Origin of the sequence: Mesorhizobium caraganae (genome assembly GCF_016836705.1) — a bacterium.
GTDB lineage: Bacteria > Pseudomonadota > Alphaproteobacteria > Rhizobiales > Rhizobiaceae > Mesorhizobium > Mesorhizobium caraganae.
In genome coordinates this window covers 1-13,411 of sequence record NZ_JAFCGY010000061.1, presented here as the reverse complement: position 1 = coordinate 13,411, position 13,411 = coordinate 1, and the positions used below count along the sequence as shown (strand labels likewise).

Here is a 13,411-nt window from a genome sequence, read left to right as displayed (position 1 = left end):
CTCGAACCTCTCGCAGGATAGACATAATCAACGGCACCGCGGCCTCCTCTGTAGCGAGAAAGCCTCTCAAGAATCCCTCTTTTCCTACTTGGCAAGAGCCAATCAACTTATCTGCGATTCCCCTGCCTCAAGGGGGGGAGATTAGCTACCCAAATTTCCCCGTCCGCGGGAATCCCTTCGGCACCATCCGTCCGGCCGATGCCCTGGCGCCGATCCACTCCGCCAACTCCTCGCGCGACCGGGTAAACGTACGGTCGGCCGAATCCTGCCATGACAAGCCGCTCGCCAGCGTGAAGGGTTTGAGGTCGAGCAGGCCGCCATCCTTGTATTTCTGCAGGCGAACGCCCTTGCCGCGGCCCATTTCGGGGATTTCGGACAGCGCGAAGACCAGCATCTTGCGGTTCTCGCCGACGATGGCGAGGTGATCGCCCGAAACCGGCACGCAGGCCTTGGCCTCGTCGGGCGCTTTGACGTTCATCACCTGCTTGCCCTTGCGGGTGTTGGCGACGACCTCTTCCTCCGGCACGATGAAGCCGTTGGCATCATAGGAGACGAGCAGCAGCTTGCGCTTGGGGTCGTGGACGAAGGCGGTGACGATGTCCTGGTCGTTGTCCATGTCGACGATGATGCGGATCGGTTCGCCATGACCGCGGCCGCCCGGCAGCCGGTCGGCGCCGATCGTATAGAATTTGCCGCCGGTGGTGAAGACCAGGATCTTGTCGGTGGTCTGGGCATGGAAGGCGAGCTTGAGGCTGTCGCCCTCCTTGAAGGTCAAGGTCGAATGGTCGGCCAGATGGCCTTTCATGGCCCGCAGCCAGCCCTTTTCCGAGACCACCACGGTGACCGGCTCGCGCTCGATCATGGCATGGGCAATGTCAGTCAAATCGTGTTCCGGCGCGTCGGCGAACTGGGTGCGGCGCTTGCCGAGTTCGGTCTCGGGGCCGAACTTGTCGCGGATACTGGCGACTTCCCACTTGATCGTCGACCATTGCTTGGCATTCGACGCCAGCAGCGCCTCGATCTGCTTCTTCTCGGTGGTGAGGCCGTCGAACTCCTTGCGGATCTCGAACTCTTCCAGCTTGCGCAGAGCGCGCAGCCGCATGTTGAGGATGGCTTCGGCCTGGGTGTCGGTGAGCGACCAGCGGGCCATCATCACCTGCTTGGGCTCGTCCTCCTCGCGGATGATCTTGATCACCTCGTCGATGTTGAGGTAGGCGATCAGGTAGCCGGCGAGGATCTCGAGGCGCCTTTCGATCTCGCCCAGCCGATGCTTCGAGCGGCGGATCAGCACATCGCGCCGGTGCTCCAGCCACTCCTGCAGCACGCCTTTCAGCGACAGCACGTTGGGCACCTTGCCGCGCGACAGCACGTTCATGTTGAGCGGGAACCGGCTTTCGAGCTCGGTCAGTTTGAACAGTGATTCCATCAGGATGCCGGGATCGACCGAACGGCTCTTCGGCACCAGCACGACGCGGATGTCCTCGGCGCTTTCGTCCCTGATATCTTCGAGCAACGGCAATTTGCGCGCGATCAGAAGCTCTGCGATCTTCTCGATCAACCGCGCCTTCTGCACGCCATAGGGGATTTCGGTGACGACGATGCTCCAGGTGCCCCTGCCCTGGTCTTCCTGGCCCCATTTGGCCCGGACGCGGAAACCGCCGCGGCCCGTCTCGTAGGCTTCGAGGATCGAGGCGCGGCTGTCGACGATGATGCCTCCGGTCGGGAAATCCGGACCCTGGACGAAGTCCATCACCTTCGCCACCGGCGCGCTCGGGTCCTCGATCAGGTGCAGGGCCGCATCGCAAAGCTCGGCGGCATTGTGCGGCGGGATCGAGGTGGCCATGCCGACCGCAATGCCGGACGAGCCATTGGCGAGCAGGTTCGGGAAGGCGCCGGGCAGCACGACGGGCTCCTCGTCCTCCTCATTGTAGGTCGGCCGATAGTCGACCGCGTCCTCGGTGATGCCGGAAAGCAGTTCCGTCGCCACGTCGGTCATGCGCGCTTCGGTGTAGCGCATGGCGGCGGCGTTATCGCCGTCGATATTGCCGAAATTGCCCTGCCCGTCGACCAGCGGATAGCGCATGGAAAAGTCCTGCGCCAGGCGCACCAGCGCGTCGTAGATCGACTGGTCGCCATGCGGGTGGAACTTGCCCATCACCTCGCCGACGATGCGGGCGCATTTGGCAAAGCCCTGGTCGGGGTTGAGCCTGAGCAGCCGCATGGCGTGCATGATGCGGCGATGCACGGGCTTCAGCCCGTCGCGCACATCCGGCAGCGCCCGATGCATGATGGTCGACAGCGCATAGGCGAGATAACGCTCTTCCAGCGCCTTCTTCAGATCGACCGGTTCGATATGGTCACCGCCGCCATCTTCAGGCGGCAAAAGCCTTTTTCCCATGCGGGTGGACTAGCCGAGCGGATGATTCGCGGCAAGGCGGAGCTGCGGAAATCCGCAATTTGCGGCCTCCGGGCTGTGAAAGGCGGCTCAGTATCCGACGACGGATGTGACGGACTTCATGTTCCAGCTTGCCGTCCCTGTGCAACAGCACCGGTAGCAGTGCTGTTGCCAACCAACATCAATCTGTTACACGCCCTCTCTAAGGCAGGAGACGGTATTCAGGGGAGCCCGACCTTCATGACATATTCACCGCATCGAGCGAAGGCTCCCGCTCCGGTTTGCCTTTCGCCGTGATTTTCGACAAATCTGCGGGAAAGCGCCTTTTTCCCGTCCAGTTCGTCACGGAATGGTTGATGGCGCAGAACTCAAGAAAACACTTTTCAGGACTCTCTCAGGGAACCCGCGATGACAATCCAACGCTCGACACTCAAGAAACTCGCTTTTTCGACCTTCTTGCTGACTCTGCCGCTCAATGCCGCCTTTGCGCAGGACGCGGCGGTTGCCGACCGGTTGAAGGCCGCACTTGCCGTCCAGGGCGTCGATATCACCTGGACCGGGGTTACCGGCGACAATTCCAGCATGGTGCTGCAGGGCGTGTCGGTCAAACCGGCGGCCGAAAAGGAAGCGCTGCCGATCGGCGACGTCAAGCTTGAAGGCGTGACCGAGGCCAATGGCGGATTCGATATCGCGACCATCTCGACGTCCGCGTTCAAGCACAGCAAGGACGGCGTCACGCTCAACCTCACCCCCTTCGTCATTCATGACGCGAACATCCCGGCCGAGGGCGCTACGGGCCCGCTCGGCTCGATGATGATCTACAAGTCGGCCGAACTCGAAAACCTGACGGTCAAGGTTGCCGACAAGACCGCCTTCTCGGTGGATGGCGTTGCTGTCCAGATCACGCCCCCGGCCGACGGCAAGGCGATGGAATTTTCCGCAACCACGGAAAAGTTCAACGCCGACCTGACCCTGGTTGACGATGCAAAGTCCAAGGAAGCAATCAACGCCTTGGGCTACCAGAACATATCGGGCAACATCGAAATCGGCGGCACCTGGCAGCCGAGCGACGGCAAGATGGACCTGTCGAAATACGACATCTCGGTCGAGAATGCCGGCACGCTCGGCATGACCTTCGGCCTCGGCGGCTACACGGTCGACTTCGTCAAGTCGATGCAGGAGATGCAGAAGAAGATGGCGGCGCAGCCCGAAGGGGCCGACAACTCGGCGCAAGGCATGGCGTTGCTCGGCCTGTTGCAGCAGCTTTCCTTCAACGGCGCCTCGGTCCGCTTCGACGACGATTCGCTGACCGGCAAGGTGCTTGAGTATGTCGGCAAGCAGCAGGGCATGTCGGGCAAGGACATCGCCAACCAGGCCAAGGCGATCGTGCCGTTCGGCATGGCACAGCTCAACAATCCCGAATTGACCGCCGAAGTGACGGCCGCTGTGAGCAAATACCTCGACGACCCGAAGAGCCTGGAGATTTCGGCCGAGCCGCCGGCAGCGGTGCCGTTCGCGCTGATCATGGCGGGTGCGATGTCCAACCCGCTCGACCTGCCGAAGACGCTCGGCGTCCATGTGACGGCCAACGAAGACTGATCGAAGTTAGCTCCCTTCTCCCCGTCACTATACGGGGAGAAGGTGCCGGCAGGCGGATGAGGGGCGGCGCCAACGCCTGCACATTGTAGTTCGATGCTGAACCGATTGTCAGAAGGCGCCAACTGCTAAGGCCGTTCGCCAATCGCCTGAATCAGCGCCGCCCCTCATTGTCCTGCCGGACATTTCTCCCCGTATAGAGACGGGGAGAAAGGGCAGTTGCAACGCTGCCGTCAGTCCTTCTTCACCGCCGCGACGCGCAGAGAGAGCTCGCGCAGTTGCTGGGGACTGGCTTCCGAAGGTGCGTTCATCAACAGGTCGTAGGCCTGCTGGTTCATCGGGAACATGGTGATCTCGCGCAGGTTCTTGGCGCCGACCAGAAGCATGACGACACGGTCGACGCCGGCCGCCATGCCGCCATGCGGCGGGGCGCCATACTGGAAGGCGCGATAGAGGCCGCCGAAGCGCTCCTCGACCGTGGCGCGATCCAGCCCGACCGTCTCGAACGCCTTGACCATGGTTTCGGGCAGATGGTTGCGGATACCGCCCGAGGCGATCTCAAAACCGTTGCAGACCATGTCGTACTGGAAGGCCTTGATGCCGAGCAGGTCGTCGCCACCCAGCGCCTCGATACCGCCCTGCGGCATCGAGAACGGGTTGTGGGCGAAATCGATCTTCTTCTCCTCCTCGTTCCATTCGAAGAACGGGAAGTCGACGATCCAGCAGAGTTCGAAGCGCTCGCGGTCGACGAGGTTCAGCTCCTCGCCGGCGCGCGTGCGCGCGGCACCCGCGAAGGTAACGAACTTCTTCGGATCGCCGGCGACGAAGAAGGCGGCGTCGCCATCGGCAAGGCCAAGCTGCTGACGGATCGCCTCGGTGCGCTCCTCACCAATGTTCTTGGCCAGTGGACCGGCGCCTTCAAGCTTGTCGCCTTCCTTGCGCCAGAAGATGTAACCCAGCCCCGGCTGGCCCTCACCTTGCGCCCAGGAGTTCATGCGGTCGCAAAAGGCGCGGCTGCCGCCGGTCTTTGCCGGAATGCCCCACACTTCGGCCTTTGGATCGTTGGCCAGGATGTTGGCGAAAACCTTGAAGCCAGAGTCGCGGAAATGATCGGAGACGGCCTGCATCTCGATCGGGTTGCGCAGGTCCGGCTTGTCGGATCCGTATTTGCGCATCGCGACCTCATAGGGAATGCGCTGGAATTTCTGCGTCACCGGCTTGCCGTTGGCGAAGGTCTCGAAGACGCCCCGCATTACCGGTTCCATGGTCGACAGCACGTCGTCCTGCTCGACGAAGCTCATTTCGAGGTCGAGCTGGTAGAATTCGCCGGGTAGCCGGTCGGCGCGCGGATCCTCGTCGCGGAAGCAGGGCGCGATCTGGAAATAGCGGTCGAAGCCGGAGACCATGATCAGCTGCTTGTACTGCTGCGGCGCTTGCGGCAGCGCGTAGAAGGTGCCGGGATGGATGCGCGACGGCACCAGGAAGTCGCGCGCGCCTTCCGGCGACGAGGCCGTCAGGATCGGCGTCGAGAATTCGGTGAAGCCGACATCGGTCATGCGCTTGCGCATCTCGGCAATGATCTTGGTGCGCGCCACGATGTTCCTGTGCAGCGTCTCGCGGCGCAGGTCGAGAAAGCGGTATTTCAGGCGGATATCCTCGGGATAGTCCGGCTCGCCGAACACCGGCAGCGGCAATTCCTTGGCCGCAGACAGCACCTCGATCTCGCGGGCAAAGATCTCGATCTCGCCGGTCGGCAGGTTGGCATTTGTGGTGTCCGGCAAGCGTGCCTTGACCTCGCCATCGACACGGATCACCCATTCGCCGCGCACGGTTTCGGCGATCTTGAAGGCCGGCGAATCGGGATCGGCGACGATCTGGGTCAGGCCGTAGTGGTCGCGCAGGTCGATGAACAGCAGGCCGCCATGGTCGCGCACGCGATGCACCCAGCCCGACAGGCGAACCGAAGAGCCGACGTCGCTCTTTCTCAACTGGGCACAGGTGTGGCTGCGGTAACGATGCATTGTCATGTCAAAATTCCGGGGTGTTCTAGTTGCGGCCGAAGCATCAAAGCCCGGTCCAAAATTTGCGCGAAAAGCGCATGGGAGGCCGGATTTGTCAAGGCAAGCCGGGTTTGGGTCGTCTCTCTAACCGATCGTCAGCGTCGAAGTCTTTGCCAGGCTTGGCGCATTGCCGTCAGAAGTGTTTCTCGCGACAGTGCAGTCCTTGAGCAATCTGGAGATGCTTCATGTCAAAACGCACAGTCCCGCCCGGTGTCGGGCCACATTATGGCCGCGAGTTGGAACTGATGCTTCAAGGCGACAAACCAATGGCCCTATTCGGGGCCGAACCGGGTATGGACGCCGAAGATGTTGGCGACGCGGGATTCAAACCGTTTGTTGAAGAAGGCCGTATCCTGAAGTTCACCCAGATTGATCCTAAAACCTCAGTGGAGGAGCGCCGCTACTGCCTGCCGACCGAAGAATGGCGCTGCAAACTGAGCTCGTTGATCTCCAGAATGTGCCGCAGCGGAGAGGCCTTTGACATCTTCACATCGAATGATCTGGCGAGGCTTGAAGGCACTCTTCTTGGCTACTCGAAGGAAGATATTGAAGCGTTCATCGTACACGCTGCGTCGATGAAAGCGCCGAATTCCAGCACGGTTTGAACGATTGCTTTTAAGCTGGCTCCCCAGCTAGGAGCCCAGGGCCGATTGCCTGAGGCGGTGTGCAAGATGATCGACGACCAATGCCGCGCTGGCGGAAGACGTTGCGGCGCGATGAAGGCGTATCTCCGCCCCGGGCAATGGCGGCACATAACGGCCGGGATTGATACCGCGCAGGCCAGGCGCCAGCATGCTGCCTTTGACCACGGTGATCGCCAGGCCCTGCTCGACGATTGCCTCCGTGGCGGCGAGGCTCGGGCTGACATAGGCCAGTCGCCATGGCCGGCCTGCTTTGTCGAGCGCCTCGATGGCCCAGGCGCGAAACAGGCAATCGGGATAGGACAGCGCGACGGGCAGCGGATCGAGCTCCTCGACGGCACGGGTGGACGCTGCCGCCCAGATCGCTCTTTCGCGGCATATCAGGTCACCCTCGGTCGTGCCCTCTGGATGCATGGCGATGACCGCGTCAAAGGATGAGCCGAGGCGTTTGAGCAGCAAGGCGGTGAGACCGATCTCCATGTCGACCTGCACGAGCGGAAATCGCTCGGCAATGTCGGCAAGCAGGCTTGGCAGGATCCTGGTGCCATAGTCTTCCATCACCCCTATGCGAACGTGCCCGGCCACGCGCTGGTTGGAAACACGCGCAATTGCCTGCTCGTTGAGGGCGAGGATGCGGCGCGCATCGGTCAGAAAGCCCTCCCCGGCGGCCGTCAGTTCGACGCGAGCGGTCGAGCGGCGAAACAGCGCGGTGTCGAGGCGCTCCTCGAGACGCTTCACCTGCAAGCTGACGGCGGCCTGGGTTCGATTGAGCTGCTCGGCGGCGCGCGTAAACGACAGCCGGTCGGCAACGACGACGAAGGCGCGCAGCAGTTCGGGGTCGAGGCTTGGAGTATTCATAGCCAAGCATTATCAAACTCATTGCGCTTATTCGATTCCTTTCGACCAACCCGCCCGATATCGCTGGCGCTGAACTGGCAAGGTCGGGAAACAATGGAAATTCTGGGCGTGCTCGCGGCGATCCTGTCCAGCGCTCTCGGCGGCACTGCCGTCGGCGCAACACGATATCTCGCCGGCACGCTTGATCCGCTCACCATCGGCGCGGTGCGGTTCAGTGGTGGCTTTCTGGTCTTGGTCGCAGTGGCGCTCTGGCGGCGGGACACATGGCCACCGAAGATCGACTGGCTCGGCGCCGGCGCCTTGGGCCTGCTGTTCTTCGGTCTGTTTCCGGTGCTCTTCAATGGAGCCCTTGTCTACACGACGGCGGCGCGTGGTGCGCTGGCGCTTTCGACCCTGCCGCTGCTAACCATGCTTGCCGGAGCGGTGCTGCGGATAGAGCCGCCGACGATGCGCAAGATCGCCGGCGTCCTGATCGCCATGGCGGGGGTGGCCGCAGCACTCGGCACGAGCCTGGCGACGGCTCCCGCAGGTGCGTGGCGCGGCGACCTCATCATGGTCGCGGCGGCGTTCTGCATGGCGCTCTACAGCGTGTGGTCCCGACCATTCCTGTCGCGCACCGCGCCGATCCCGTTCGTGGCGTTTGGCATGGGCGTCGGTGCGGTCTGCCTGTCGGCCCTTGCGGCTTCAAACGGTGGCCTCACCCGACTTGCTGCGCTGAATGCACCGCAGTGGATCGCGAGCGGCTACCTGGCCATCGTCTGCGGCGCCTTCATTTTCTTCCTCTGGGCATTCGCGCTCGGACGCGCGACGCCGACACTGGTTGCCGTCTCCGTTGCGGTTAATCCGGTGACGGCGTCGATCTTCGGCGTCGTCTTTCTGGGCGAACAGGTCAGCGCCAACCTGCTCGTCGGGCTCGTGGCGGTGCTGGCCGGAATAGCGATCGCTTCGGGAGCCACCAGAAGGTTCCGCCTCTGACGGTCAAGCCGCTCGCGTGAACAGCCAGCGCGCCGCGCTTCCTTTAAGCAAAGTGGATCTCAGCGCCCTGACGCTCGAAGTCGGCGAGGATCACGGACGGCGCGGTCTTTTCGACCACAAGGTGGCGGATCGCGTCGGGCCTGGCGACCCTGAAGGGTGCGGCGGTGGCCAGCTTGTCATTGGTGACAGCGATGACGATGCCTGTGCTGTTCTTGGCCATGGCCCGCTTCACCTCGGCCTCCGCCGAATCGAAGGCCGTCACGCCGCGCGAGGCGTCGAGACCGCAGGAGCCGAGAACAAACAGGTCCGCGCCAAGCTGCGCGACGGCGGCAAGCGTGTCGGCGCCGACGCAGGCGCCGAGGTGGCGGTCGAACCGCCCCCCCAGCACAATCAGCTCGATCAAGGCGTGGTCCGAGAGCGCCGTGGCAATTTCGAGCGAATTGGTGGCGACAGTCAGGTCGAGGTGGCGCGGGATGGCCCGGGCGATCGCGGCATTGGTCGAACCGCTGTCGATGAACAGGGTCTGTCCGCGCGACAGCAATGCCACGGTCGCGCGGGCCAGCCGCGTCTTCTCTTCGACCGCATGGCCGGCGCGCAGGCCGACCGGCGCGGACGCGAAAGGTGCGGGCGCGACCGCGCCGCCATAGACGCGACGGCATTGCCCAGCCTTGGCGAGCTCCCTGAGATCGCGGCGAACCGTGTCTTCCGAAACGCCGAAGCGGCTCGCCAGTTCGCCGGCCAGCACCCTTCCCTCGGCTGCAAGACGATCGCGGATGATTTGATGCCGCTCATCGGTCAGCATTGCATGATCCTGTTTTCTTTATGCACGTTCTTGCACGATTTGCATGTTTGTGCAAGATATAAGGCATACTAGGCGGCGACAACCGCCGGCTCTCTCCCTTGAAAGCATCGTCATGACCTTTGGCCTCCTCCTCGCTCCGCAACACCGGGTCTATGCCGGTTTTGCGATCTACTCGTTCGGCATGGGCAACATCTTTCCGCGGCTGCCCGACATCAAGCATGCCATGGGCATCGAGGACGGCACGCTCGGGCTCAGCCTGATCGGGACGCCGATCGGCACCTTGACCGCGCTGACGCTGGCGGCGCCGATCCTGGAGCGAGTCGGCTTCCGCCGCGCCTTGCTCGGGCTGGTTCCGCTTTTGTCGGTTGCCTATGCCATTGCCGTGCACGCGCCTGGGCCGCTTGCGCTGTTCCTGATGCTGATTCCGGTAGGCCTGATGATCGGCAGCGTCGAGATCATCCTCAACGTCGAAGCCGACAGGACCGAATTCCTGCTCAAGCGCCGGATCATGAACCGCGCGCATTCGTTCTGGAGCATAGGCTTTTTCGGCGCCGGCCTGTTCGGCGCAGCACTTGCCCATCTCGGTATATCGCCGCAACTGCACCTGGCGATCGTCGTACCGATGGTGACGATAGGAATAGCGCTGTTTCTCGGCGGTTACGAACCGGCGCCGAGCCGCTTCGCCGGCAATGACGAGACGGCGCCAAGGTTGGCGCGGCCGACGCTGCCGATCCTCGTCCTCGTCGCGGTGACGCTGTCGGCGATGCTGATGGAAGGCGCCAGCATCGACTGGTCGGCGATCTACATGCGCACAGTCTTCGATGCAGGCCCGTTCGTCGCCGGCTTCACGGTGGCGCTGTTTGCATTCTCGCAAGCAAGCACGCGCTTCTTCGCCGACAGCTTTGTCGACCGCCACTCGCCAAGCGGCGTGGCGCGAGTGCTGCTGGCAACGATGGCGGCAGGTGTGCTGTTGGTCTTCTTCTCGCCCGCTCCGCTCGTGTCGATGCTGGGCTTTGCACTGCTGGGCATCGGCAGCAGTGCGATCTTTCCGCTGGCGATCTCGGCGGCCGCCCAGCGAACGGACCGCTCCGCGGCAATCAATGTCGCGGCGCTGTCGCAGATCTCCTTCGTCGCCTTCCTGCTCGGGCCGCCGCTGCTCGGCTTCGTCTCCGACCATTGGGGCATCCGTTCGGCCTTCGGCATCGGCATCCCGTTTATCATCCTCAGCCTGCTGACCGCCGGCTCGCTTGGCCGAAGGGCGGCCAGCCCTGTCGCGCCGGCGGCGGGCGAAGCGCTGGCGAGGGCTCACGAAGCTTGAACGGCCGTCGATCAACTTGCTGAAGCGGGTCGCCGGACTGACAGGAGCGACCTGAACGCCACACACTTGTTGGCGGCGGGATATGAAGCTGGCAATGGCCGCACCAATGGTTCAGAACTGCGGAGCCACCTAAGCATCGGTTTCGCATGTCTTCCATCCGCCCGCTGATCCCTCTCCTCATCGCCGCCGGCATCCTGCTTGGCGGCAACGGGCTGCAGGGCACGCTGATCGCGCTGCGTGGCGCACAGGAAGGGTTTTCCGCCTCCGACATCGGCCTGATGGGCACGTTCTATTTCGCCGGTTTTCTGCTCGGCTGCCTCGCCGTCACCCGTATCCTCAAGGCGGTTGGCCATGTCAGGACCTTTTCGGCGCTCGCCGCCACAGCTTCGGCCGGCACGCTGCTTCTGGTGCTGGTCATCGATCCGGTGATGTGGTGTGCCATCCGCTTTGCCGGCGGCTTCTGCTTTGCCGGCCTGTTCACCGTCATGGAAGCCTGGCTGAATTCCGGCGTCGAAAACAAGGACCGCGCGCGGGTGCTCGCCATCTACCGCATGGTCGATATCGGCTCGGTGACCGGCGCGCAGTTCCTGATCCCGATCTTCGGCCCCGGCGGCTTTGCGATCTTCGCCATCATGTCGATGATGATCACGCTGTCGCTGGTGCCGGTTTCGCTTGGCGACCGTTCCAACCCGACGCCGCCGGAAGACGTCAAGCTCGACCTCGCCCGCGTCTGGCGGATCTCGCCGCTCGGCTGCTTCGGCTGCATCTGCGTCGGCGTCACCAACAGCGCCTTCCGCACGCTGTCGCCGGTCTATGCCGAGCAGATCGGCATGTCGGTGGCCGATGTCGTCACCTTCGTCAGCGTCGGCATCTTTGGCGGCGCCCTTATCCAGTATCCGCTGGGCTATCTCTCCGACCGCTGGGACCGGCGCGCGGTGCTGCTGGCCACGACATGCGGCGCCCTGCTGGCGGCGCTGGCGCTGGCCTTCGTCGCCGGCGCCAATCCGACCCTCAACCTGATCATCGTCTTCATCTTCGGCAGCTTTGCCATGCCGCTCTATTCGTTGTCGGCGGCGCATTCCAACGACCGCGCCGACAAGGGCGAGTTCGTGCTGATCAACGCCGCTTTGATGCTGTTCTATTCGTTCGGCGCCATTGGCGGCCCCTTCGCGGCGTCGACGGTGATGCAGTATTTCGGACCGGGCGCCCTGTTTGTATTCAGTGCTGCGGTCTATGCCACCCTCATCGCCGTCATCCTCTACCGCATGCAGGTGCGTGGCAGCGTGCCGGCGGGCAAGCGCAGCCGCTTCACGGCGCTGCTGCGCACATCGACTGTCTTCGCGCGGCTGGCGCGCAGGAATGGCGATTCCGACGGATCGACGGATACTTGACCGAAGGGCGGCTTGACGAAAGCGCCCACGGCTGAAATTGAAAGAGAACCTTACCCGTTACTAAAAAGCGATTTGATGCACGTCATCACCACCCAAAATGAGCTCGAGTCCGTTCTCGCCGCTTTTGAAAAGTCGGATTTCGTCACCGTCGACACCGAATTCATCCGCGAAACGACATTCTGGCCGATTCTGTGCCTGATCCAGATGGCGGCGCCCGGCGTCACCGCCCTGATCGACCCGCTATCGCCCGACATCAACCTCGCCCCGTTCTTCCGGCTGATGGCCAACGAGGCGGTGGTCAAGGTGTTCCACGCCGCGCGCCAGGACATCGAAATCATCGTCCATCTCGGCGATCTGGTGCCGCATCCGGTGTTCGACACCCAGGTCGCGGCCATGGTCTGCGGCTTCGGCGACAGCGTCTCCTACGACCAGCTGGTGCAGCGCATCACCGGCGCCCGGCTCGACAAATCATCGCGTTTCACCGACTGGCGCCACCGGCCGCTTTCCGACAAGCAGCTCGACTATGCGCTGGCCGACGTTACTCATCTGATCGATGTCTACAAGCATCTCAGCGCCGAACTGGAGCGAGAAAACCGCGCCCATTGGCTGAACGAGGAAATGGAGGTGCTGACCTCGCGCGAGACCTACGATCCGCACCCCGAGGATGCCTGGAAGCGGTTGAAGATGCGGCTGCGCAAGCCGCAGGAGCTGGCGATCGTGCAGACGGTGGCGGCATGGCGCGAGCGCGAGGCGCGCGAGCGGGACGTGCCGCGCGGCAGGGTGCTCAAGGATGACGCCATATACGAGGTCGCCCAGCAGGCGCCGCGCGATGCGACCGCGTTGAGCAAGCTGCGCACCACGCCGAAAGGCTGGGAACGGTCATCGACGGCAACCGCATTGCTCGGCGCGGTCAACACGGCGCTCGCTCTGCCCCGGGAAGAGATGCCGAAGCTGCCCAAGAGCTTTCAGCCTCCCGAGGGTTCGAGCGCGGCTGCAGAACTGCTGAAAGTGCTGTTGCGAATCGTAGCCGAGAAGGAAGGCGTCGCCTCGAAAGTGCTGGCGTCCAGCGACGACATCGACCGCATCGCTGCCGAAGGCGAAGCCGCCGACGTGCCGGCGCTGCAGGGATGGCGGCGCGCCGTGTTCGGCGAGGCTGCACTGAAGCTGGTGCGCGGCGAAATCGGCATCAAGTTCGACAAGCGCAAGATCGCGGTGTTCGATTTATAGCGCCTCTTCCTTCTCCCCTTGTGGGCCTGTTGCACAGTTACGGGAGAAAGGCGTGCGGAGCGGTTTGACCGTGATGTCTCGCTCGGCTTTGCCTTTTGGGGTGGAGTTTGATGGTGGCGGTGAGGCCCTCAGGCCGACGCAGGGCGCA

The 13,411-nt window shown here is 63.2% G+C and carries 10 protein-coding genes; 6 read left to right on the top strand and 4 right to left on the bottom strand.

Annotated features, from left to right (window positions below; genetic code table 11):
- Positions 1-145: 145 nt before the first annotated feature.
- On the bottom strand, positions 146-2,398 hold the full coding sequence (gene parC / locus JQK88_RS34795; protein ID WP_203281074.1) for a DNA topoisomerase IV subunit A: 2,253 nt from the start codon (positions 2,396-2,398) through the stop codon (positions 146-148).
- Positions 2,399-2,803: 405 nt separating this feature from the next.
- Between parC and JQK88_RS34790 the strand changes: the two genes are divergently transcribed.
- Entirely contained in the window at positions 2,804-3,994 is a 1,191-nt protein-coding gene (locus tag JQK88_RS34790) for an aq_1923 C-terminal domain (protein WP_192253152.1), read from the top strand.
- Positions 3,995-4,224: 230 nt separating this feature from the next.
- Here the strand turns inward: JQK88_RS34790 and aspS are convergent, their stop codons facing one another.
- On the bottom strand, positions 4,225-6,012 hold the full coding sequence (aspS, locus tag JQK88_RS34785) for an aspartate--tRNA ligase (RefSeq protein WP_203281075.1): 1,788 nt from the start codon (positions 6,010-6,012) through the stop codon (positions 4,225-4,227).
- 224 nt (positions 6,013-6,236) lie between these two features.
- On the opposite strand from aspS, the gene JQK88_RS34780 reads away from it, so the two are divergent.
- Entirely contained in the window at positions 6,237-6,656 is a 420-nt protein-coding gene (locus JQK88_RS34780; protein WP_192253149.1) for a hemin receptor, read from the top strand.
- A gap of 27 nt (positions 6,657-6,683) precedes the next feature.
- Here JQK88_RS34780 and JQK88_RS34775 read toward each other — a convergent pair whose 3' ends face one another.
- Positions 6,684-7,550, bottom strand: a complete 867-nt coding sequence (locus tag JQK88_RS34775; RefSeq protein WP_192253146.1) for a LysR family transcriptional regulator — start codon at positions 7,548-7,550, stop codon at positions 6,684-6,686.
- Between the two features lie 93 nt (positions 7,551-7,643).
- Here JQK88_RS34775 and JQK88_RS34770 point away from each other — a divergent pair, with 93 nt between their 5' ends.
- Complete coding sequence (locus JQK88_RS34770) at positions 7,644-8,525, top strand: DMT family transporter (RefSeq protein WP_203281073.1); 882 nt, start codon at positions 7,644-7,646, stop codon at positions 8,523-8,525.
- Positions 8,526-8,568: 43 nt separating this feature from the next.
- Here the strand turns inward: JQK88_RS34770 and JQK88_RS34765 are convergent, their stop codons facing one another.
- Entirely contained in the window at positions 8,569-9,327 is a 759-nt protein-coding gene (locus JQK88_RS34765; protein WP_192253140.1) for a DeoR/GlpR family DNA-binding transcription regulator, read from the bottom strand.
- 112 nt (positions 9,328-9,439) lie between these two features.
- On the opposite strand from JQK88_RS34765, the gene JQK88_RS34760 reads away from it, so the two are divergent.
- From JQK88_RS34760 to rnd, 3 genes are all read left to right on the top strand, one after another.
- Entirely contained in the window at positions 9,440-10,645 is a 1,206-nt protein-coding gene (locus JQK88_RS34760) for an MFS transporter (protein WP_192253137.1), read from the top strand.
- A 146-nt stretch (positions 10,646-10,791) separates the two neighbouring features.
- A complete protein-coding gene (locus JQK88_RS34755) occupies positions 10,792-12,036 on the top strand; it encodes an MFS transporter (RefSeq protein WP_112563520.1) in 1,245 nt (414 codons plus the stop codon).
- A 75-nt stretch (positions 12,037-12,111) separates the two neighbouring features.
- The gene (gene rnd, locus JQK88_RS34750) at positions 12,112-13,263 is read left to right on the top strand and encodes a ribonuclease D (protein ID WP_203281072.1); all 1,152 of its coding nucleotides are present in this window, start codon (positions 12,112-12,114) and stop codon (positions 13,261-13,263) included.
- The last annotated feature ends 148 nt before the right edge of the window (positions 13,264-13,411 follow it).